Origin of the sequence: Streptomyces sp. NPDC050263, from assembly GCF_040655955.1 — a bacterium.
Classification (GTDB): domain Bacteria; phylum Actinomycetota; class Actinomycetes; order Streptomycetales; family Streptomycetaceae; genus Streptomyces.
On sequence record NZ_JBFAKW010000123.1, the window covers coordinates 1 to 20,610 of the forward strand.

Annotated in this window: 16 protein-coding genes; 3 read left to right on the top strand and 13 right to left on the bottom strand. The window is 71.5% G+C overall.

Annotated features, from left to right (window positions below):
* Nucleotides 1-328 precede the first annotated feature (328 nt).
* On the bottom strand, nucleotides 329-1,336 hold the full coding sequence (locus tag AB0J04_RS36675; protein ID WP_363172938.1) for a stage II sporulation protein M: 1,008 nt from the start codon (nucleotides 1,334-1,336) through the stop codon (nucleotides 329-331).
* A gap of 131 nt (nucleotides 1,337-1,467) precedes the next feature.
* Here AB0J04_RS36675 and AB0J04_RS36680 point away from each other — a divergent pair, with 131 nt between their 5' ends.
* Nucleotides 1,468-2,409, top strand: a complete 942-nt coding sequence (locus AB0J04_RS36680; RefSeq protein ID WP_363172939.1) for an RDD family protein — start codon at nucleotides 1,468-1,470, stop codon at nucleotides 2,407-2,409.
* A gap of 17 nt (nucleotides 2,410-2,426) precedes the next feature.
* On the opposite strand, the gene AB0J04_RS36685 is transcribed toward AB0J04_RS36680, so the two are convergent.
* From AB0J04_RS36685 to AB0J04_RS36725, 9 genes are all read right to left on the bottom strand, one after another.
* Complete coding sequence (locus tag AB0J04_RS36685) at nucleotides 2,427-3,041, bottom strand: hypothetical protein (protein WP_363172941.1); 615 nt, start codon at nucleotides 3,039-3,041, stop codon at nucleotides 2,427-2,429.
* 160 nt (nucleotides 3,042-3,201) lie between these two features.
* A complete protein-coding gene (gene ahcY / locus AB0J04_RS36690) occupies nucleotides 3,202-4,659 on the bottom strand; it encodes an adenosylhomocysteinase (RefSeq protein ID WP_363172942.1) in 1,458 nt (485 codons plus the stop codon).
* A 291-nt stretch (nucleotides 4,660-4,950) separates the two neighbouring features.
* Nucleotides 4,951-5,931, bottom strand: coding sequence for a cation diffusion facilitator family transporter (locus AB0J04_RS36695; RefSeq protein ID WP_363172943.1), 981 nt, complete (start codon nucleotides 5,929-5,931; stop codon nucleotides 4,951-4,953).
* A 138-nt stretch (nucleotides 5,932-6,069) separates the two neighbouring features.
* A complete protein-coding gene (gene manA / locus AB0J04_RS36700) occupies nucleotides 6,070-7,221 on the bottom strand; it encodes a mannose-6-phosphate isomerase, class I (RefSeq protein WP_363172945.1) in 1,152 nt (383 codons plus the stop codon).
* Between the two features lie 69 nt (nucleotides 7,222-7,290).
* Nucleotides 7,291-8,424 carry an SIS domain-containing protein gene (locus tag AB0J04_RS36705; protein WP_363172946.1) on the bottom strand — a complete coding sequence of 378 codons (1,134 nt, stop codon included), beginning with the start codon at nucleotides 8,422-8,424 and terminating at the stop codon, nucleotides 7,291-7,293.
* A 139-nt stretch (nucleotides 8,425-8,563) separates the two neighbouring features.
* Complete coding sequence (locus tag AB0J04_RS36710) at nucleotides 8,564-8,734, bottom strand: Trm112 family protein (protein WP_190149712.1); 171 nt, start codon at nucleotides 8,732-8,734, stop codon at nucleotides 8,564-8,566.
* 451 nt (nucleotides 8,735-9,185) lie between these two features.
* Nucleotides 9,186-10,562 carry a phosphomannomutase/phosphoglucomutase gene (locus AB0J04_RS36715; RefSeq protein WP_363172947.1) on the bottom strand — a complete coding sequence of 459 codons (1,377 nt, stop codon included), beginning with the start codon at nucleotides 10,560-10,562 and terminating at the stop codon, nucleotides 9,186-9,188.
* Between the two features lie 71 nt (nucleotides 10,563-10,633).
* Nucleotides 10,634-12,250, bottom strand: coding sequence for an L-lactate permease (locus AB0J04_RS36720; protein ID WP_363172948.1), 1,617 nt, complete (start codon nucleotides 12,248-12,250; stop codon nucleotides 10,634-10,636).
* A gap of 198 nt (nucleotides 12,251-12,448) precedes the next feature.
* Nucleotides 12,449-12,871 (bottom strand): DUF3499 domain-containing protein, encoded by a 423-nt coding sequence (locus tag AB0J04_RS36725; RefSeq protein WP_363172949.1) that lies wholly within the window; start codon nucleotides 12,869-12,871, stop codon nucleotides 12,449-12,451.
* Nucleotides 12,872-13,234: 363 nt separating this feature from the next.
* On the opposite strand from AB0J04_RS36725, the gene AB0J04_RS36730 reads away from it, so the two are divergent.
* Nucleotides 13,235-13,615: a metallopeptidase family protein gene (locus AB0J04_RS36730; RefSeq protein WP_363172950.1), complete on the top strand. Its 381-nt coding sequence runs from the start codon at nucleotides 13,235-13,237 to the stop codon at nucleotides 13,613-13,615.
* Nucleotides 13,616-13,698: 83 nt separating this feature from the next.
* Here the strand turns inward: AB0J04_RS36730 and AB0J04_RS36735 are convergent, their stop codons facing one another.
* The 3 genes from AB0J04_RS36735 to AB0J04_RS36745 form a co-directional block, all read right to left on the bottom strand.
* The gene (locus AB0J04_RS36735) at nucleotides 13,699-15,237 is read right to left on the bottom strand and encodes a DUF5719 family protein (RefSeq protein ID WP_363172951.1); all 1,539 of its coding nucleotides are present in this window, start codon (nucleotides 15,235-15,237) and stop codon (nucleotides 13,699-13,701) included.
* Nucleotides 15,234-18,938, bottom strand: a complete 3,705-nt coding sequence (locus tag AB0J04_RS36740; protein ID WP_363172952.1) for a glycosyltransferase — start codon at nucleotides 18,936-18,938, stop codon at nucleotides 15,234-15,236. The genes AB0J04_RS36735 and AB0J04_RS36740 overlap by 4 nt, the downstream gene beginning before the upstream one ends.
* 177 nt (nucleotides 18,939-19,115) lie before the next feature.
* Nucleotides 19,116-19,385 carry a WhiB family transcriptional regulator gene (locus AB0J04_RS36745; protein WP_020128551.1) on the bottom strand — a complete coding sequence of 90 codons (270 nt, stop codon included), beginning with the start codon at nucleotides 19,383-19,385 and terminating at the stop codon, nucleotides 19,116-19,118.
* A gap of 686 nt (nucleotides 19,386-20,071) precedes the next feature.
* On the opposite strand from AB0J04_RS36745, the gene AB0J04_RS36750 reads away from it, so the two are divergent.
* Nucleotides 20,072-20,590, top strand: coding sequence for a cysteine dioxygenase family protein (locus AB0J04_RS36750; protein ID WP_363172953.1), 519 nt, complete (start codon nucleotides 20,072-20,074; stop codon nucleotides 20,588-20,590).
* Nucleotides 20,591-20,610: the final 20 nt, after the last annotated feature.

Here is a 20,610-nt window from a genome sequence, read left to right on the forward strand (position 1 = left end):
GTCTTGCGTTTCCGACTCTATCAGATCCTTTTCCGATCCGATTTCCTCGGCGCTTTCCAGGTTCCCGCTTTTGTTTCGCGGTTTCCCTTTCCGGCGGTTCCGACTTTATCAGAAGTTTCGGGCCGGTCTGACCGGCCATTCATTTTCCGATTCATTCGGGAGCCTCTACAGAATCCGGAGATTTAAGAGGCTGACAGATACTAACCGCTACCGACCGGACTCCGTCCAGTTCCAGGCAACTGTTCGAATCTACCTCCCCACGCACTCCGTGTCAACGGTTTTTGCGGGGCGAGGAGGAGACTAGCAGTTCAACGGGGCCCGTCGCACATCAGGCGGCTGTCGGCACCGTGGCACTGCGTTCGGCGGCCCCGACGTCACCTGTGTCGCCTGCGCGGGCGGCCCTGCCGCCGAGGACGTAGACGTAGGCGAGGAAGGCCAGTTCGGCTGTGATGCCGATGGTGATGCGGGCCCATGTGGGCAGGCCCGATGGGGTGACGAAGCCTTCGATGGCACCGGAGACGAAGAGAACGAGGGCGAGGCCGATCGCCATGCCGACCGCGGCTCGGCCCTCTTCGGCGAGGGCGGTGCGTCGGGAGCGTGGGCCCGGGTCGATGACCGTCCAGCCCAGGCGGAGGCCGGTGCCGGCTGCGACGAAGACTGCGGTCAGTTCGAGCAGGCCGTGCGGGAGGACGAGACCGAGGAAGGTGTCGAGTCGGCCTGCCGAGGCCATGAGGCCGGCTCCGATGCCCAGGTTGAGCATGTTCTGGAACAGGATCCAGAGGACCGGCAGGCCCAGAAAGACGCCCAGGACCAGGCACATCGCCGCGGCCTGGGCGTTGTTCGTCCAGACCTGGGCGGCGAACGCCGCGGCCTGGTGGCTCGAGTAGTACGTCTCGTACAGGCCGCCGGGTCGGGTGAGCTGACGGAGTTCGTCGGGGGCGGCTATGGAGGACTGGACTTCCGGGTGGGTGCCGATCCACCAGCCGAGGACCGCGGCGACGGCGGTGGAGAGGAGTGCGGTGGGGACCCACCAGTGGCGCGACCTGTAGACCGCGGCGGGGAAGCCCTGGGTGAGGAAGCGCGTCACGTCGCGCCAGGAAGCGCGACGGGTGCCTGTCACCGCGCTACGCGCGCGTGCCACGAGTTGGGTCAGCCGACCGGTGAGCTGCGGGTCGGGGGCGATGGACTGGATCAGGGAGAGGTGGGTGGCGGTTCGCTGGTACAGGTTGACGAGTTCGTCGGTCTCGGCGCCGGTGAGGTTGCGCTGGCGGCGCAGGAGGGCGTCGAGGCGGTCCCATTCAGCCCGGTGGGCGGAGACGAAGACGTCGAGGTCCATCGGTGTGCCTGCTCCTCGGCTGTTCGTCGGCGGCCGGTGATGGATGTCAGCTTGTCCTACTGCCGCGCCATGTGCCTTCAGCTTGGCAGACTGGCTGTTCTCGGGGCAGGGCCAGGGAAGGGACGACGGGCGTGAGTGAGCTGGTGACGGGCGAGGCCGTGGCGTTGGAGCTGCGGCCTGCCAGGCTGCCCAGCCGGGCGTTGGCCATCTTGCTGGACCTGTTGGTGGCGTTCGTGGCCTACCTCGTGGTGAGCATTGCGCTGGTGGCGGCGACGGCGTCCTTGGACGAGGCAGCGCAGATCGCGCTGTCGATCGCGACGTTCCTGCTGGTGCTGGTGGGTGGGCCGATCGCGGTGGAGACGATGAGCCATGGGCGTTCGCTCGGGAAGTTGGCGTGTGGGCTGCGGGTGGTGCGGGACGACGGTGGGCCGATCCGGTTCCGGCACGCCCTGGTGCGGGGCGCGATCGGTGTGGTGGAGATTCTGCTGACGATCGGGGTGGTGGCCTGTATCGCCTCGCTCGTGTCGGCGCGGGGCAGACGGCTCGGTGATGTCTTCGCCGGCACGTTGGTGGTGCGGGAGCGGGTGCCCATGGCGCGGTCCGGTTTCGTGCCGCCGCCTCCGCCCTGGCTGGCGGGACGGTTCCAGGGGCTCGATCTCTCGGCCGTGCCGGACGGGCTGTGGCTGGCGGTGCGGCAGTACCTGGGGCGGATGAATCAGTTGGATCCGCAGGTCGGCTGGGCAATGGCGGAGCGGCTGGCCGGTGATCTCGCGGCGCGTACCGGGACACCGGTGCCGCAGGGGGTGCCGCCGGCCGCGTTTCTGGCGGCGGTGGTGCAGGAGCGGCAGGTCCGGGAGGCGCGGCGGGCCTTCGGGAGCGGTCCGGTTGCGGGGCGTCCCGTGGGTGGCGGTGGGCTCGGGGGTGTGGGCGGGCCACCGATGCCGTACGGGCCGATGCCGAGCGGTTCGCCGGGTTCGTACGGTCCGCCTGTGCCGTATGTGCCTGCTGCGGCGCCGACTCCTGTTGATCGTCGGTCCGAGGGGTCGGCCGGTGGGTTCGTGCCGCCGGCGTAGTCCTGTGCGGGGTGGGTTCAGTCGAATGTCGTCGGGGGTGTTTCGAGGTCTTCCAGCTCGATGCCGGGGGCTGCGAGGACGACGTCGCCGGCGATGTGCACGGTGTGCTGTTCGCCGGTGTCCAGGGCTGTGACCTGGTATTCGTCCACGGTCAGGGGGTCGTTGTCAGTGGCGTGTGCTTCTCTTTTCAGCAGGGTCCAGGACTGGTCCACGGTGCGCGGGGCGAGGACCGGGTCCGCGAAGGCGACCAGGCGTACTCGGGTTGCCGAGGAGGAGGGGGTGAGGCGCAGGAGTCGGGCGGTCGCGACCAGGAAGGCGGGGGATGTGCCGGTGAAGGCGTGGGCGGGGACGTTGCCTTCCGTGGCCTGGGTGCCGGTGGGGTCGGTGCGGACCCAGGTGACGCCGTCCAGGACTGCGCCGCGTACCTGCCAGCTGCTCGCGTGGAGTTCGAGGCGGAGGGGGCGGCCGAGGTCGTCGAGCGTGAGGTCGACGGAGCCGGTGTGCTCGCCGGTGAGGGTGGTCAGCCGGGAGACGTAGCGCCAGCCGGAGGGGCCGGGGGCGCATTGGAAGTGTTCGAGAGCGAGGGGGGTGTGATCGTGCGGATCGTGAAGCGAATAACGGCCGCGGGGCATGGAGGTCCTGGGGTGTGACGGGCTGGTCGGGGCTGCTCCGGCCGTGGACCGACGGGGCAGGCCCCCGGCACGGGGGTGCGGGGGCCTGTCTCGGAGGACCTGCCTTGCGCTGAGGAGCGCGTCAGCGCGTGGGGGCGCTTCTCAGCGGGCGGCTGCGGACTCAGTAGCGGTAGTGGTCGGACTTGTAGGGGCCGTCGACCTCGACGCCGATGTAGGCGGCCTGCTCGGGGCGGAGCGTGGTCAGCTTCACGCCGAGCGCGTCCAGGTGGAGGCGGGCGACCTTCTCGTCGAGGTGCTTGGGCAGCGTGTAGACGCCGATCGGGTACTCGGACTGCTTGGTGAACAGCTCGATCTGGGCCAGGGTCTGGTCCGCGAAGGAGTTGGACATCACGAACGAGGGGTGGCCGGTGGCGTTGCCCAGGTTCAGCAGGCGGCCCTCGGACAGCACGATGAGGACCTTGCCGTCGGGGAACTTCCAGGTGTGGACCTGCGGCTTGACCTCGTCCTTGACGATGCCGGGGATCTGCGCGAGGCCGGCCATGTCGATCTCGTTGTCGAAGTGGCCGATGTTGCCGACGATGGCCTGGTGCTTCATCTTGGCCATGTCCGAGGCCATGATGATGTCCTTGTTGCCGGTCGTGGTGACGAAGATGTCGGCCTTGTCGACGACCTCGTCGAGGGTCGTGACCTGGAAGCCGTCCATCGCCGCCTGGAGGGCACAGATGGGGTCGATCTCGGTGACGATGACGCGGGCGCCCTGGCCGCGGAGGGACTCGGCGCAGCCCTTGCCGACGTCACCGTAGCCGAAGACGACCGCGGTCTTGCCGCCGATGAGGACGTCGGTGGCGCGGTTGATGCCGTCGATCAGGGAATGGCGGCAGCCGTACTTGTTGTCGAACTTCGACTTGGTGACGGCGTCGTTGACGTTGATCGCCGGGAAGAGGAGTTCGCCGTCGCGCTGCATCTCGTACAGGCGGTGGACGCCGGTGGTGGTCTCCTCGGTGACGCCGCGGATCTCCGAGGCGATCTGGGTCCACTTCTGGGAGCCGTCGGTGATGGTGCGGTCGAGCAGTTCGAGGACGACGCGGTGCTCGTCGGACTCGGCGGTGTCGGCGGAGGGGACGTTGCCGGCCTTCTCGTACTCGACGCCCTTGTGGACGAGCATGGTGGCGTCGCCGCCGTCGTCCAGGATCATGTTCGGGCCGCCGGTGGGGGTGTTCGGCCAGGTCAGGGCCTGCTCGGTGCACCACCAGTACTCTTCGAGGGTCTCGCCCTTCCAGGCGAAGACCGGGACGCCCTGGGGGTTCTCGGGCGTGCCGTTCGGGCCGACGGCGATGGCGGCGGCCGCGTGGTCCTGGGTGGAGAAGATGTTGCAGGACACCCAGCGGACCTCGGCGCCCAGGGCGACCAGGGTCTCGATCAGGACGGCGGTCTGCACGGTCATGTGCAGGGAGCCCATGATTCGGGCGCCGGCCAGAGGCTGAGTGGCGGCGAACTCCTTGCGGATGGACATCAGGCCGGGCATCTCGTGCTCGGCGAGGGTGATCTCCTTGCGGCCGAAGGCGGCCAGGGAGAGGTCGGCGACCTTGAAGTCCTGTCGGCTGTCGACAGTCGTCATGGTGTGCTGCTCCTCGGAGTCGGGTCGAGAGAGTGGGTACGGCTGGTCTGCGCAGCTGCGGACACAGGGGTCCCCAGGGGGACACAGGCATGCCCGCGTTCGCGCAGCGCAGTCCGTCGGAGGCCCTCTCTCCCTCGGACGGTCCGCACCGGGACCGCCCGACCGCCATCAGCAGCGACGTTCTGGCTCCGTTCCAAGCTACACCGGAGGTGCGGGTGGGCCCCAGTCCACCTCGGAAACGGTGACAGGACCCGCCGGTGGTTCGGCGGGTCCTGTCGGGTGGTGTGCGGGTCAGTGCTCGGTGGGGTGCTGGGCGGGTCCGCCCGGGGTGGCCTCGGGCTTCGGTCCCTTGGCGGCCACGTCCTCGCTGTAGATGTCGGGCTCGAGGTAGATGACGCGGGCGATGGGGACGGCGGCGCGGATGCGGGCCTCGGCGGCGTTGATGGCGGTGGCGACCTGGGTGGCCGTGTCGTCGTGCTGGACGGCGACCTTGGCGGCGACCAGGAGCTCTTCGGGGCCGAGGTGGAGGGTGCGCATGTGGATGACGTGGGTGACGGTGTCGCCGTCGACGATGGCGGCCTCGATCTTCTGGACGTCTTCCAGGCCGGCGGCCTCGCCGAGGAGCAGGGACTTGGTCTCGGCGGCGAGGACGAGGGCGATCAGGATGAGCAGGACGCCGATGCAGAGGGTGCCGATGCCGTCCCAGACGCCGTCGTCGGTGAGGAGAGCCAGGCCGACGCCGCCGAGGGCGAGGATCAGGCCGACGAGGGCGCCGAGGTCCTCCAGGAGGACGACGGGCAGTTCGGGCGCCTTGGCGCGGCGGACGAACTCCGTCCAGGAGTGTTCGCCGCGCAGCGGGTTGGACTCCTTGATGGCCGTGCGGAAGGAGAAGCTCTCGGCGATGATCGCGAAGACGAGGACGCCGACGGGCCAGTACCAGTGCTCGATCTCGTGCGGGTGTTTGATCTTCTCGTAGCCCTCGTAGATGGCGAACATGCCGCCGACGGAGAAGAGGACGATGGAGACGAGGAAGGCGTAGATGTAGCGCTCGCGGCCGTAGCCGAACGGGTGTTGCGGGGTCGCCTCGCGCTGGGCCTTCTTGCCGCCGATGAGGAGCAGGGCCTGGTTGCCTGAGTCGGCGAGCGAGTGCACGCCTTCGGCGAGCATCGACGACGATCCGCTGAACGCGAACGCCACGAACTTCGATACCGCGATCGCGAGGTTGGCGCCGAGTGCCGCCACGATCGCCTTGGTGCCGCCTGACGCGCTCATGTGTTCGCGTTGTCCCTTCGCCTACGTGCGTACGCCGTGCAGGGCGGGGCCGTGTTGGCTTTGCCCGTCCTTTGCCGGTGGGTCATTGTGTCAGCCCGGTCGGGTGGTGGCGCGTCGGGCTGTCGGGTGCGCGGGGGGTCAGGCGACGACTGTGGCGCGGAAGACCGTACCGGTTCCGGACACTTCGGCTTTTTCGCCCGCGGGGACGAAGACGGAGTGGCCGGGGGTCAGTTGGTGTTCGCCCGCCTGTACGGTCCCGGCCGTGCAGAGCAGGATCTGCGGGGTCGGGAGGGTGAGGTCGCGGGCGGGGGCGCCGGCGGGCAGGAGGTGGCGGGAGAGGCGGAACTCGTCGATGGGGGTGTCGTAGACCTCTTCGCCGTCCGGGGCGGCCTCGGGGCGCAGGATGCCGGGGTCGCCGGGCTCGAAGCGGACGATGCGCAGGAGTTCGGGGACGTCGACGTGCTTGGGGGTGAGGCCGCAGCGCAGGACGTTGTCGGAGTTGGCCATGATCTCGACGCCGAGGCCGCTGAGGTAGGCGTGCGGGATGCCGGCGCCGAGGAACAGGGCCTCGCCGGGCTGGAGTCGGACGTGGTTGAGCAGCATGGCGGCGATGACGCCGGGGTCGCCGGGGTAGTGGTGGGCGATGCCGGCGTAGGGGGCGTAGTCGCCGCCGAGGCGGTCGCAGGCGGCCGCGGCGGCCGCGACGGTGTGGGCCGTCTCGTCGCGGTCGGCGGTGAGGATCGCGGTGAGGACCTCGCGCAGGGCGGCGTCTTGCGGGTGGGCGTGCAGGAGGTCGACGTACGGCTTCAGGGAGTCGACGGCGAGGCCGTCGAGGAGGTCGGCGGCCTGGGCGGGGGCGCGGAAGCCGCACAGGCCGTCGAACTCGGTGAGGGCGCAGATGAGTTCGGGCTTGTGGTTGGCGTCCTTGTAGTTGCGGTGCGGGGCGTCGACGGGGATGCCGCGGCGCTCTTCGTCCTCGTATCCCTGCTTGGCCTGGGCCAGGTCGGGGTGGACCTGGAGGGAGAGGGGGGCGCCGGCGGCGAGGATCTTGAGGAGGAAGGGGAGGCGGGGGCCGAACTTGGCGACGGTCCGCTCGCCGAGTTCGCGTCGTGGGTCGGCCTCGATCACCTCGACGAGGGTGCCCCGGTCGGTGCGCGAGGGTGCGCCCGGGTGGGCGCCCATCCACATCTCGGCCTGCGGTTCGCCGGTCGGCGCGGTGCCGAGCAGGTGCGGGATCGCGGTGGGGGAACCCCAGGCGTAGGGACGGACGGTGTTGTCGAGGCGGTCCATGCGGTTCTCTCTGCCTGCGGTCGGGTTCTGCGGTCGGTTCTGGTGTGCGGTCAGGCCCCGGTCGCGCGGTCAGGCCCCGGAGGCGAGCGCCAGGTAGACGGCGGCGAAATCCGTGGTGGCGATCAGTTCGGCGAGGGTGACCAGTTCGTCGCCGGCTTCCGGCTCGAGCTCGCTGATCGGCGTGTCGTGGCTGAGGGCCAGTTCGCGGGCGGACGGGGCTGCGGTGAGGCCGCCGATCGGGCGGTCGCGCAGCAGCACCACGCGCGCGTGCAGGGCCGGGGCTTCTTCGACGCGGTCGCGGAAGAAGTCGTCCGGGTCGGCGCTGGCGGCGAGCGGGCCGGCGAGGAGCGCGTTGTGTTCGGCGAGGGCCTCGGGGAGTTCCGCGACGAGGGCGGGCCGGCCGGCGAGTTCGGCGAGGGCGGCTGCGAAGCGGCGGCCTGCGGGGCCTGCCGAGGTGCCTTCGGTCCAGATCACCGGGAGCGCGTCGGCCAGTTCGGCGGCCAGGGTCTTCGCCGGGTTGCTGTAGGTGGCGATGGCGGGGCCGCAGCGTTCGGCGACCCGGTCGAGCCGGGCGGCGACCTTCTCGATCGCCTCGGGCGGCGCGGAGAGCAGCGCGATGCGGTCGAGGAGGGCGAGGAGGGGGGTCAGCAGGGCCCAGAGGACGCCGGGGGCGGAGGCGGCGACGGGGGGCTGTTCGTCCTGTTCGTACGGTGCTGTCGCCAGCGGGACGAACAGGGCGTGGGTGGCGCCGGCCGCCTCGGTGAGCGGGGAGCCGGCGGGGGCCACCGCGGCGACGGTGCAGCCGCGGCGGTAGGCCTGCTCGGCGAGGAGGGAGAGGCCGGGTTCGCTGCCGTCGGGGGTGGCGATCAGCAGGAGGTCGACGGAGCCGGCCCAGCCGGGGAGTTCCCAGCGCAGGGCGCCGGCGGCGGGGGCCACGCCGGTCGGGGCCAGGCGGATGACCGGGCAGGCGGCGCCGGCGAGGGTGCCGAGGAGGTCGGCCACGCAGGTGGCGGCGGCGCCGGGGCCCGCGATGAGGATGGCGCGGGGGCGGCCGTCGGGTTCGAGGTCGTGGACGCCGGCCTCGGCCGCGTGCCGGGCGGCGGTGCGGACGCGGGCGCCGGCTTCGGCCGCGCCGCGCAGGAGGGCTCGGCGGTCGGCCTCGGCGAGGGCCTCCGGCGTGTCGAGCAGCGAGTCGTCGAGCATGGCGGCAGTCTCCGATCGCCTGGGGCGTCGTCGGGTTTGCGGGGCCGGGTGGGGCGGGCGCGCTTGCGCGTGGTGCCCGGCGATTGGCGCCTGGCGTTTGGCGCCTCGGGGCGGGGCTTGCGGGGCGCGTGGTGTGGCGTTACGCGGGGTGGCGGGCCTCGTCGACCAGGAGGACGGGGATGCCGTCGCGCACGGGGTATGCCAGGCCGCAGTCCTGGCCTGTGCAGATCAGCTCTGTGTCCTGCTCCTTGAGGGGGGCGTGGCAGGCGGGGCAGGCGAGGATCTCCAGGAGGCCGGCTTCGAGCGGCATGGGATGTCCCTTCGGGGTGTGCGGGGCGCGGGTCGCGGTGTGGTGAGCGGGTGGATCGGGGTGGGGCGGATGTGCCTGGTCAGGGTACCGCTGGTGGGGGTGGGGTGCGGGGGTTGGGCGGGAAGGGGTGGGGAGGTGGGGGGAGGGGTGATGTGAGGCGGGGCGTGGGTGAGGGCCGGTGGTGGGTGGTGGTGGTGGGTGTGGGGGCGCGTTGGGGTGGGCGTTGTGGGTTTCGCCCCCCGCCGTCCCTACCCATTCCCATCCCCAGGGGTTTCGCCTCTTCGACCCCACCAGGGGCCCCGGCCCTCGTGGGGAGCTCCCGCTCCCGGACTCGTCCGAGGCTCCGTTTTCGGAAGTCTCCGGGGGGGTGTGTTCCTCGGCGGCTTGCCGGGGCACCCGTCCGGTTTGTCCGGTGCTCGCTCGTCGGAACGTTCCTGGGGTCGGTGGTGGTTCAGGTGCGGATGATTCTCAGGGCCTCGTTCTGGATCCTGGTCATGGTGGGTTCGTCCCGGGCTTCCACGTTGAGGCGGAGGAGGGGTTCCGTGTTGGAGGGGCGGACGTTGAACCACCAGTCGGTGGACGTGACGGTCAGGCCGTCGAGTTCGTCCAGGGTGACGTCGTCGCGGTTGCCGTATGCCGCCTTGATCGCGGCGATGCGGTCGGCCTGGTCGGTGACCGTGGAGTTGATCTCGCCGGAGCCGGTGTAGCGGTCGTACTCCGCGACCAGGGAGGAGAGGGGGGTCTGCTGGGTGCCGAGGGCGGCCAGGACATGGAGGGCGGCCAGCATGCCGGTGTCGGCGTTCCAGAAGTCCTTGAAGTAGTAGTGCGCGGAGTGTTCCCCGCCGAAGATCGCGCCTGCGCGGGCCATCTCCGCCTTGATGAAGGAGTGGCCCACGCGGGTGCGGACCGGGGTGCCGCCGTGTTCCCTCACCACCTCCGGGACTGTCCAGGACGTGATCAGGTTGTGGATGATCGTGCCCTTGCCGCCGTTGCGTGCGAGTTCGCGTGCCGCTACGAGTGCCGTGATCGCGGACGGGGGGACCGGATCGCCCTTTTCGTCGACGACGAAGCAGCGGTCGGCGTCGCCGTCGAAGGCGAGGCCGAGGTCGGCGGACTCTTCGCGGACCCGCTTCTGGAGGTCCACGAGGTTCGCCGGGTCCAGTGGGTTGGCCTCGTGGTTGGGGAAGGTGCCGTCGAGTTCGAAATACATGGGGATCACGGTGAGGGGCAGGCCCTCGAAGACCGTGGGGACGGTGTGGCCGCCCATGCCGTTGCCCGCGTCGACCACGACCTTCAGGGGGCGGATGGAGGTCAGGTCGACGAGTGCGCGGAGGTGCGCCGCGTAGTCCTTCAACGTGTCCGTCCGGGAGATCGTTCCCGGCTGCCGTGCCGCTTCCGGTGTGGGCTTCGGGGCGCCCGAGTCCATCCAGCGCTCCACGAGTTCCCGGATCTCCGTCAGGCCCGTGTCCTGGCCCACGGGGGCCGCGCCCGCGCGGCACAGTTTGATGCCGTTGTACTGGGCGGGGTTGTGCGAGGCCGTGAACATGGCGCCGGGCAGGTCGAGGGCGCCCGAGGCGTAGTACAGCTGGTCCGTCGAGCAGAGGCCGATCTCGGTGACGTCCACGCCGAGCGCGGCCGCTCCGCGCGCGAAGGCGCCGGTCAGGCCGGGTGAGGAGGGGCGCATGTCGTGGCCGACGACGATCGCCCGGGCACCGGTCACCTGGGCGAAGGCGGCGCCGAAGAGTTCGGCCAGCGACTCGTCCCACTGGTCCGGGACCACCCCGCGCACGTCGTACGCCTTCACGATCTGCGACAGATCAGCAGCCACGGCCAACCTTCCTGAAGTCCTGTAGGTCACCACAAACTACCCGGGCCGGTCGGCCGTCGGCTGTGGGGCCGCTAGGGCAGCATCCAGTCCAGCACCGGGGAGCTCTGACCGACCACGATCAGGCACATCACCAGGAGCAGTCCCAGGCTCCAGGGGAGCACCTTGCGCAGCAGGTCGCCCTCGCGGCCGGCCAGGCCGACGGCGGCGCAGGCGATGGTGAGGTTCTGCGGCGAGATCATCTTGCCGAGGACGCCTCCCGAGCTGTTGGCGGAGGCCAGCAGTTCCGGGGACAGGCCCGACTCGTGGGCCGCGGTGACCTGGAGGGCGCCGAAGAGTGCGTTGGCGGAGGTGTCGGAGCCGGAGACGGCGACGCCGAACCAGCCCAGCACCGGGGACAGGAAGGCGAGGCCCGCGCCGGCCGCCGCGACGAAGTGACCGATCGTGGCGGCCTGGCCGGAGAGGTTCATGACGTAGGCGAGGGCCAGGACGGAGGTCACGGTGAGGATCGCGTACCTCAACTCGTGGACTGTCGCGGCCCATTCCTCGAGCGCCACGCGCGCGTGGACGCCGAGTACGGCCGCGGTGGCGATCCCGGCCAGCAGGACGAGGGTGCCGCCGGTCGAGACGACGGGCCATGTGAAGAGGTTGCCGCCGACCGGTTCGCCGTCCGCGTTCACGACGTTCAGGAGGGGCCAGTCGTAGGTCCGGGTGGCCTGGGCGAGCCGGTCCTTGACCGCCGGGATCTGGGCCACGGAGAAAATCACGACGATCAGCGCGTAGGGCGCGTAGGCGCGCAGGATCTCGGGGTTGGGGTCGGGTTCGTCCAACTCCTCGCTGCGGGCGCCCGTCAGCACGGACGCGCGTACCGCTTCGGTTGCGGGCACGCGCGTGTGCGGTACGGCGACCAGGGCGGCGGCGCCCGCCAAGGCGGCGCCGATGTCTGCGAGTTGCGCGGAGAGGTGGTTGGAGGCGGCGAACTGGGCGACGGCGAAGGCGACTCCGCAGGCCAGGGCCGGAACCCAGGTCTCGCGCAGGCCTCGTCGGCCGTCCACCAGGCCGACCAGGACGAGCGGTACGAGGAGGGCGAGCAGCGGTGTCTGACGGCCCACCACTGAGGCCACGGTGTCCAACGGCAGTCCGGTGACCTGGGCCAGTGTCACGACGGGGGTGCCCATGGCGCCGAAGGCGACGGGCGCGGTGTTGGCGACCAGGGCGACGACGGCCGCGCGGACGGGGTCGAAGCCGAGGGCGACGAGCATGACCGAACAGATCGCCACCGGGGCGCCGAACCCGGCGAGCGCCTCCAGGAGGGCGCCGAAGCAGAAGGCCACGACGAGGGCTTGGATGCGGGGGTCGTCGGAGAGGCGGCCGAAGGATCGGCGCAGGACGTCGAAGTGCCGGGTGCGGACCGTCATCCGGTACACCCAGAGGGCGTTGACGACGATCCACAGGATGGGGAAGAGGCCGAAGGCGGCGCCCTGGGCGGCGCTGGAGAGCGTCTGGCCCACGGGCATGCCGTAGGCGAGGCAGGCGACAAGAGCGGCTGCCAGGAGGCCCGTCAGGCCTGCCAGGTGGGCTTTGAGGCGGACGCCGCCGAGGAGGACCAGGACGATCACGAGGGGCAGGGCCGCGACGAGGGCGGACAGGCCGAGCGAGCCGGCGACGGGTTGCAGTTCCTGGACGTACACGGGCGCCCCCGATCCAGATCACGTTTCCGATCACGTTTTCGGCCGCGTTCCCGATCGCGTTCCGGCCGTTTTCCGTCATACGGAAAGCGGTTTCTCACTCCTCGACTGAACGGAATGGTCGTGTCCGCGACAACCGCACGTCAATGGGCGTGCGTCGGTCCGTGACGAACGGAAGGGCGAAGAGGGAGGGAAACCGGCTCAGTTGTCGGGGGAGCGCAGTACCCGCAGGTGGCCGCGGCGCGCGACCTCCATCGGGTCCGCCGTGCGTGCGCCGCCACCGGCCCCTGCCGCGCGTCCCTGCGGGCGGGCCGCCTCGCGGACGGCGTTGGCAAGCGCTTCCAGATCGTCGCCGCTGGGGCGCGCGGGAGCCGAACTGTCGAGGAGCCGGACGACCTCCCACCCGCGCGGGGCGGTGAGGCGCTCGGAGTGCTCGGCGCACAGGTCGTAGCAGTGGGGTTCGGCGTAGGTGGCGAGCGGGCCGAGAACCGCGGTCGAGTCGGCGTAGACGTACGTCAGCGTCGCGACGGCGGGCCGGCCGCAGGCAGTTCGCGAACAGCGACGTACAGGGCTCACGACGTTGGACGGTACCGCACTCTTGAGCGGGCCGCGACGACTCTCCACCAGGTCACTCCACCGTGTCGTGTTGTGAAACGCCCCACCAACGGTTCCAGTCATACCCCGCTGACCTGCGGGAACACCAGTGATTATGCAAAGGGGGCCGACATCCCTCGGTCATCACTCGGCACAAACAGCATCAATTGCCGTGAGTTCGCCAGTCTCGTAGAGATACGGAAACGAGCCCAACGTTGGCTGGAATGGTCATCCCACGACATGTGGTGCACCGCGGGCGGCGGCGCCCGGGGCAGCGCGCGGAGCCGGGCACCGGGTCGCGGCGGGGACTACGCTTCAGTAGTGATGGACAGCCCCGTACCGCCCCCCGCCGCAGGCCCCGGACCCCGTCGTCGCGATCGCCACGGTCGGGGCATGCGGGGGCCCATCGCGCCTCCCCAGGTGCCGTTGGCCGCCAGCCGCGCCGATGTGTTCGCCGATCTCGTGCAGGACTCCGTGGAGCGGCTGGAGCGGCGGTGGCCGCAGCTCGCCGACATCGACTTCGTGGTGCTGGAGGTGCCGCGTCTGGACGCGACCCCGGAGCCGTGGAACGACGAGGCGGTCCCGTTGGGCGGGGCGATCGCCGCGCGCGAGGGACGCCGCGCGCGGGTCGTCGTCTACCGGCGGCCGGTCGAGATCCGCACCAAGGGGCGCGACGAGCGGGCCGCGTTGGTGCACGAGGTGGTCGTGGAGCAGGTCGCGGAGCTGCTCGGCCTGACTCCGGAGACGGTGGATCCGCGCTACGGCGAGGACTGAACGCCGTTCTTTCATGTGCCCCCGGCGCCCCTCTTCCGAGGGACCCGGGCAGCCCTTTCGAGTCACTGCCGCTTGCCGCCGCGCTACTTCTGGAGCACCGCGACGTCCTCGTCGGCCTCCGGTACGGCCACCGTGCCGCGGTCGTCCGGCAGGGTCTGGATCGTGAAGCCCGGGACGCCGTCCTGGGTGACCGCCAGGGTGCGGGAGGCGTAGACCGGCGTGGCCGTGAGGGGTTCCACGGTCAGCGCGTAGGTGCCCTTCAGGCCGGTGGGGACGGGGAGTTCGACGTCCTGGGTGGTGCCCGCCTTGATCGTGTACGTCTTGGAGACGGCCGTGCCGCCGCCACTGCCCGCGGACGCGGTGACCTTGACCTTGGCGGCGCCCTTGGGGGCGGTCAGGGAGAGGGTGCAGCCCTTGGCGCTGTTGCCGGCGGCGGACGCGCGCGTGCCGACGGGCGCGGTGGCGGAGATGAACGCCGACTCCTGATCGGTGCCCTTGCCGCGCAGGACCCGTACGGCGGCGACGACGGGCACCGACTGGTCGGTCGGGGTCAGCACCAGGGAGCCGGACTCCCCGCGCGTGACGTCGCCCAGGTCGACCGAGGTCGTCATGCCGGCCTTGACGTGCAGCGTCTCGTTTCCTGCGGGAGTGATCAGGCCCGAGGGGGAGGCGAGTTGGACCTTCAGGTCCGCGTCCGAGTCGCCCGGGGCGTAGGCGATGAGGCGGACGGCCGTGGCGTCCTTGGGGATGCCCGGGATGACCTGGGTGCTCGCCGGGTCGGTGGAGGCGGTCAGCCAGTCGCCGCCGAGCTTCTCGTCCAGGGCCTGCACGGCGGCTCCGACCCGGCCGCTGCGGACGTTGACGTGGACGGTGAGGTCCTCCTGCTTCTCGCTGGTGAGCGTGGACAGCAGGATCGGCTCGCTGGAGTGCCCGGGGACAGTGATGTCCTCCCCCACCGTGGTCGTGAGGGGGCCTTCCTTGCCGTAGAGCTCGATGTCGACGACGGCAGCGGAGTCGTCCGGATTGGTGAGGTGGACGTAGTCCGTGCGGTCGGCGGCCGTGCTGACGCCCGGGAACCAGAACTCCGTGTCCGGCGCGGTGCAGGTCAGGCCCTGCAGGCCGCGGCCTGTGCCGGCGGCGACCTGCGTGGTCTCCTGGACGGTCCAGCCGGGCGCGAACTTCCCCTTGGCGATGCCCAGGAGTGCGGGCACGTCGCCGCCCGTCGTGGCGCCCACGGCCGGGGTGCCGGGCGTCTTGGGGGTGACGACGGGCTTCGCGGCCGTCTTCTTCTTGTCGCTCGCCTTGCCCGCCGGCTTGTCGCTCGCCTTGCCCGTCGGCTTGTCGGTCGGCGTGGCCGCCGACTCGGCGGTGGCGGGGGTGAGTTCGGCAGTGCCGTCGCCGTCGGCGCCCTTGGTGACGGGCGTGAAGGACGTGTACGACGTCTTGGCGAGGTCGGAGGTGCTGGGCGAGGGGCAGACCAGGCTCGTGCGCTCCACGGGCAGTTCGGCGGCCGTCTTGGCGGTGTCCGGGCCGGAGGCGTCCGGCTGCTGGAGCACGGCGAACCCGGTGACGGCGGCGAGGGCCGCCGTGCCGGCGATCAGGGACAGGGTGGTGCGGTTCACTGCTGGCTCCCGTCGGGGCGCTCGCTGCCGGTGCCGTGAGGGTGCCGGTCCGGGTCGTAGGCGGGGTCGTAGCCGCCCTGGCCGTAGGCCGCCGGGTCGTAGCCCTGCTGCTGGTAGTTCGGGTCGTACGCGGCCTGCTGGGCCTGCTGGGCCTGGCCGTCGTAGGCGTACGGGTCGTACTGGCCGGCCTGGTAGGGGTCGTAGGACTGCTGGTCGTAGCCGCCCGCCGGGTACTGCTGGGCGTTCTGGTACTGCTCGCCCGCGTAGCCGGCGTATTCGCCGCCCGCGTAGGCCGACTGGTCCCAGTCGCCGTAGGGCTGCTGCTGCGGGACCGCGACCGGGGGCTGCTCCTCGTGCGCCGGGACGGGGAACTCCTGGTCCTGGCCGGGCTCTTCGGCCTCGGTGTCCGTGTCGGTCTCGGCTTCGGCCTGGGCGCGCAGGCGGCGGGCGCGGCGGCCCTCGCCCTCGGCCGGCTCGGCGGGGATCGGCTCCTCCTCGGGGAGGTCGTCGTCGACGTCGCGGCGGCGGCCGGGGAGGGCGAGGACGACGAGGACGAGGGCGAGGAAGCCCTGCGCCCACAGCCAGGCGGTGTGGGTGAACGGGTCGTCGTAGGTGACGTCCAGCTTGCCGCCGGAGGCGGGGAGTTCGAAGCCCTGGGCCCAGCCGTCGAGGGTGACCGGGGTGAGGGGCTTGCCGTCGAGGGTGGCCGTCCAGCCTTCGGCGACGGCGTCGGCCAGGCGCAGGACGCGGTCGTCGGAGCCGTCGGGGACAGTGGTGTGGATGTCGACGGGGCCCGCGGCGACGGGGGTCGCCGCGCCCTTGCCGGAGTCGGCGACGACGGCCGCGCGGGAGACCTCCTGGTCGACCCGCCACAGGGCGCTGCCGTCCTGCTGGCTGAGCCGCTTCAGGCCGAGTGTGGCGTCCAGGACGCGGGTGACCTCGCGGGGCGCTCCCTTGTGGACGAGGACGTAGCCCACGGCGAACTCGCCGAGTTCGTCGGCTTGGTCGGCGCCCGAGCCGGCGACGAGGTTGGCGACGACCTTGTCGAGCTGCTTGTTCTCGCCGTCGACCACGGTGAGCTCGGCGTCGCCCAGACGGGCGCCGGAGCCGCGGACCAGCATGTAGCCGACGTGGGCGGCGGAGTCGCTGTCCAGAACGAGGGTGCGGGCCTGGTCGCGGTTGCCGGCCTCCTCGGCGACGAACGCGGGCACCTGCACGGGGTCGCGGCGCTCCAGGGGGCCGTCGGCGCCGCCGATCATCCAGCCGGCGGCGACCAGCAGCGGCCCGGCGGCCGAGGCGAAGGCGATGAGGACGGCGACCGGCTGGCGCCAGCCGAAGCTCTGTTCGGCGACACGCGTGCGTGCCCCGTCGGCGCCGATGACGGCGGCGGCGAGGAGAGCGATGCCGTAGACGAGGGTGGCGGGGCCGGCCCAGGTGGAGCTGTTGGACAGGACGGCGAAGACGAGGCCCACGAGGGCGACCGCCCAGGCCGCCCAGACGCCGAAGTGGCGCTCGGAGCGCAGCAGGGCGGCCAGCGCGGCCAGCACGATGCCGATCAGCATCAGGCCGTCGACGGTGCCGGGGCCTCCGGGGCTGGCGCCGAGCAGGTCGAGCGCGGTGGCGGTGGAGGGGCCGAAGTCGAGGCCGGCCTGGGTGAAGAAGCCGAACGGCAGCAGGGTCAGCGACCAGGGCGCGAGGATCAGCAGGGGCGTGCCCAGCTGGGCCAGGAAGCGCAGACCGTAGGCGGTGATGTCGCCGCGGCGCACGGCCAGGACCGCGAGGCCGAGGACGAGGGCGATGGGCCAGACGATCGGCGTGAACGCGGTGGTGATCGTCAGCAGCAGTGCGTACGCCCAGGTGGCGCGCCAGCTGCCGCGGCCGCCGGAGCGGTGCGTCAGGCCGCTCGCCGCGGCGCCCGCGCGGGCGATGAGCGGCAGCAGGACGGCCAGGACGGCGGTGCCGACGCGGCCGCCGGCGAGGGCGCCGGTGGCGGCCGGCAGGAAGGCGTAGACGACGGCCGCCCACGCGCGCAGGAGGCGCGACTCGACGAGCGGGCGGGAGGCGAAGTAGGCGGTGAAGCCGGCCAGCGGCACCGAGCAGACGAGCAGCACGGTGAGGGCGAGGCCGGTCGAGCCGAGCAGCAGGGTGGCCAGCGCCGCGATGACCGCCAGGTAGGGCGGGGCGGACGCGGTGCCGCCCGCGCCGACCGGATGCCAGGCGTCGAGGTAGCGCGACCACAGCTCGGAGGCGTCGGCCGGGGCGGGGAGCAGGGCGCCGCCCGCGAGCGCGCCGCCGCCGAGGAGGTTGCGGCAGGCGACCAGGGAGACGAGCAGGAGGACCAGGAAGAGCACCGGGCCGGGTTTGCGGGCGATGCGCTTGAGGCGGGCGAACTGCTCGATGTCCAGGAAGTCGGCGTCGTCGCCGCCGGGGCCGGACTCGACGGCGCCGCCGTGCCGACCCGCGCCGGAGACCGCCTCGGGGTCGTCGGAGCCGAAGAGGTCGCCGGCGACCTGTTCGACGGTGGCCCGCACGGTCGCGCCGGGCGGCGGGAACAGGGGGCGCAGTTCGTCCTTGTCGACCGTCGGCTTCCCGCGCGTGCGGCGCCCGGCGATGATCCGCTCGGGCCGCAGCAGGGTGCTCAGCAGGCCGCGGATCTCGTCGAGGGCCTGTCCGGGGACCTTGCCGACGAGGTAGGCGACGGTCCGCAGCAGGGTGCCGAGGACCAGGCGCACCAGGATCCAGGGCAGCAGGGCGGTACGGCTGTTGACGAGGAGGGTGTAGACGGCGCCGGCCTTGTCGACCTTGTGCGGGGAGGCGCTGGTGCGGCCCGCGCAGTCGACGGTGCGGCGCTCGCGGGAGGCGGCCTCGGCGTGCCGTACGACGGCGTCGGGGGCGATGAGGACACGGTGGCCGGCGGCCTGGGCGCGCCAGCACAGGTCGACGTCGTCCCGCATCAGGGGCAGCCTGCGGTCGAAGCCGCCGAGCTGGTCGAAGACGTCGCGGCGGATCAGCATGCCGGCGGTGGACACGGAGAGCACGGACCGGACGTGGTCGTGCTGGCCCTGGTCCTGTTCACGGCGGTCCAGGCCGGTCCAGCGGCGGCCGGAGTGGGCGATGGTGACGCCGACCTCGAGGAGCTGCCGGCGGTCGTACCAGCCGCGGAGCTTGGGGCCGACGACGGCCACGTCGTCCCGGCCCAGTTCGAGTTCGTTCTCCACCACGCGCAGCAGCTCGGCCAGCGCGTCCGGTTCGGGGGCGCAGTCGTCGTGCAGCAGCCACAGCCATTGGACGGGCTCTCCGTGCGGGAGCTCCGGCAGGTCGTAGGCGTCGTCGCGCCACGTGCGCGTGACGGGGTCCCAGCCGCTGGGGCGCTTGAGGTACGGGAGTTCCTCGGGGGTGAGGACCGGGGCCGTGCGGTTGGCCTCCTCGACGGCCTGGCCGAACCCGGTGCGCCGGGCGAGGTGCAGGACGCGGTCGTCGCCGAGGGCGTCGGTGACCAGTTGCGCGGACGCGTCCGAGCTGCCGGTGTCGGCGGCCATGACGGACTGGACGGGGCGTTCCTGGCCGAGCAGCCCGGCGATCGCGTCGGGCAGCCAGCGGGCACCGTCGTGGGAGACGATCACCGCGGTCACTACATGACGCGGGAACTCAGGTGTGGCAGCGCTGTCTTGATGGGCTGCCGTGTGGCTGTGCGCGGACATCGAGGTACGGGCCCCGGTTCGATGGACTGCGGTGGACTCCTGCGCCGCCTGGGGGCGGCGGGGTGTCTCGGACGAGCGCCCACACTATCGGCTGGGCAGGACGACGGCCCGCCGCCTGTGGACAACCCACCTGCGACGGGCCGTTCGGACCCCTGTGCCTCCGTGGCGGGGCGGTTCTCAGACCGCCGCCTTCTTCAGGCGGCGGCGTTCCCGCTCGGAGAGGCCGCCCCAGATGCCGAATCTCTCGTCGTTGGCGAGGGCGTACTCGAGGCATTCGGAGCGGACCTCGCAGGCGAGGCAGACCTTCTTGGCCTCCCGGGTCGAGCCGCCCTTCTCGGGGAAGAAGGACTCGGGATCGGTCTGGGCGCACAGCGCGCGCTCCTGCCAGCCGAGTTCCTCGTCCGCGTCGTCGACGTCGACCAGCAGTTGCTGCACCAGCTCGGTCATGTGCGCCCCTCGCTCTGTCTTTCGCGTCCCCGTGACGTGGCCGTTACCGATTCCGGCTGAACGACACGAGTGAAATTACAAGTGTGCTGCTCCGGGCGAGTCAAGCCGAGATCTGCTATTGGGCCCCTTATTCACTCTGCGGAACCAAGGCCATGCAGTAAGTGTTCAAATCGCCATAAACCTTGACAAGCAGATGAAGCCCCGGAGGACCACCGGCCCCGCACAGCGCTTGTACGGGTAAGGACGTCCTGAGGATCGATCCCGTTGCGGCACGCGCGTGTGAGCGAACCGGATCACAGTCGGATCACGGGACCGCCACGAGGCTTGCGCGCCCGGCTTGTGCGCCATGTGTCCCGGTGACCGCGTGAACAAACCTTTCAGCTCCGAGATGAACCGGATGAGGTGAACCGCGTCCCACATACCGGGTGTCGAGTTGACAGTGAAGGTGTGAACCGCTGTGCTTGTGGGCATGCTCGCGAACTTGGCACTCACCTCGACCGGCTCCGCCGGGTCCCACGGTGCTGCCCGCGCTCGCTGTAGCTGTTGTCGCTGTTCCAGCTGTTGAGCCCACCCGCTCCAGCTGACGGCCGAGTCGCCCGTACCCGTGACCCGGGCGGGACCCGCTTCTTCGACCCGGTCCTCTCGTTCCCTCTGACCTTCTTCATCACTGAGGAACCACCACCCCCATGAACAGCGACAGCGACCTGCAGATCGCCGGCGACATCCTCGAAGTCACGCACCTCCTCCAGGCACCGCGCGAGCACCCGGCCACCGTCGCCGAGTTCGTCGGCCTGGCCCGCTCCGTCGCCGCCGACCGCGACCAGTGGGAGCACCTGGTCCGGTACGACGCGACGACCCGCTGGTACCACCGGCTGCGCACCGGCCCCGGCTACGAGGTGTGGCTGCTGTCCTGGGTGCCCGGCCAGGGCAGCGGGCTGCACGACCACGGCCCCTCCTGCGGTGTGTTCGCCGTCCTGGACGGCGAGCTGACCGAGCGCACGGAGCGCGGCACGCGGGTGCTGGCGGCGGGGACGCAGAGAGTCTTCGGGGAGGGGTACGTGCACGAGGTCGTCAACGACGCGCTGGAGCCGGCGGTGAGCCTGCACGTGTACTTCCCGGGACTGACCGAGATGCCCATGCACACGGCCCGCACGGCCTGCGCGGCCCTCGGCACGCACGACGAGGTGGACGTCGTCAGCGCGTAGGACTCGCCTCTGGCGGTCGC

Excerpts from the sequence above, each read along its gene's own strand:
- AB0J04_RS36675 (WP_363172938.1), bottom strand. The coding sequence starts at position 1,336 with ATGGACCTCGACGTCTTCGTCTCCGCCCACCGGGCTGAATGGGACCGC.
- AB0J04_RS36685 (WP_363172941.1), bottom strand. The coding sequence starts at position 3,041 with ATGCCCCGCGGCCGTTATTCGCTTCACGATCCGCACGATCACACCCCC.
- ahcY (WP_363172942.1), bottom strand. The coding sequence starts at position 4,659 with ATGACGACTGTCGACAGCCGACAGGACTTCAAGGTCGCCGACCTCTCC.
- AB0J04_RS36695 (WP_363172943.1), bottom strand. The coding sequence starts at position 5,931 with ATGAGCGCGTCAGGCGGCACCAAGGCGATCGTGGCGGCACTCGGCGCC.
- manA (WP_363172945.1), bottom strand. The coding sequence starts at position 7,221 with ATGGACCGCCTCGACAACACCGTCCGTCCCTACGCCTGGGGTTCCCCC.
- AB0J04_RS36705 (WP_363172946.1), bottom strand. The coding sequence starts at position 8,424 with ATGCTCGACGACTCGCTGCTCGACACGCCGGAGGCCCTCGCCGAGGCC.
- AB0J04_RS36710 (WP_190149712.1), bottom strand. The coding sequence starts at position 8,734 with ATGCCGCTCGAAGCCGGCCTCCTGGAGATCCTCGCCTGCCCCGCCTGC.
- AB0J04_RS36730 (WP_363172950.1), top strand. The coding sequence starts at position 13,235 with ATGCGGGGGCCCATCGCGCCTCCCCAGGTGCCGTTGGCCGCCAGCCGC.
- AB0J04_RS36740 (WP_363172952.1), bottom strand. The coding sequence starts at position 18,938 with ATGTCCGCGCACAGCCACACGGCAGCCCATCAAGACAGCGCTGCCACA.
- AB0J04_RS36745 (WP_020128551.1), bottom strand. The coding sequence starts at position 19,385 with ATGACCGAGCTGGTGCAGCAACTGCTGGTCGACGTCGACGACGCGGAC.
- AB0J04_RS36750 (WP_363172953.1), top strand. The coding sequence starts at position 20,072 with ATGAACAGCGACAGCGACCTGCAGATCGCCGGCGACATCCTCGAAGTC.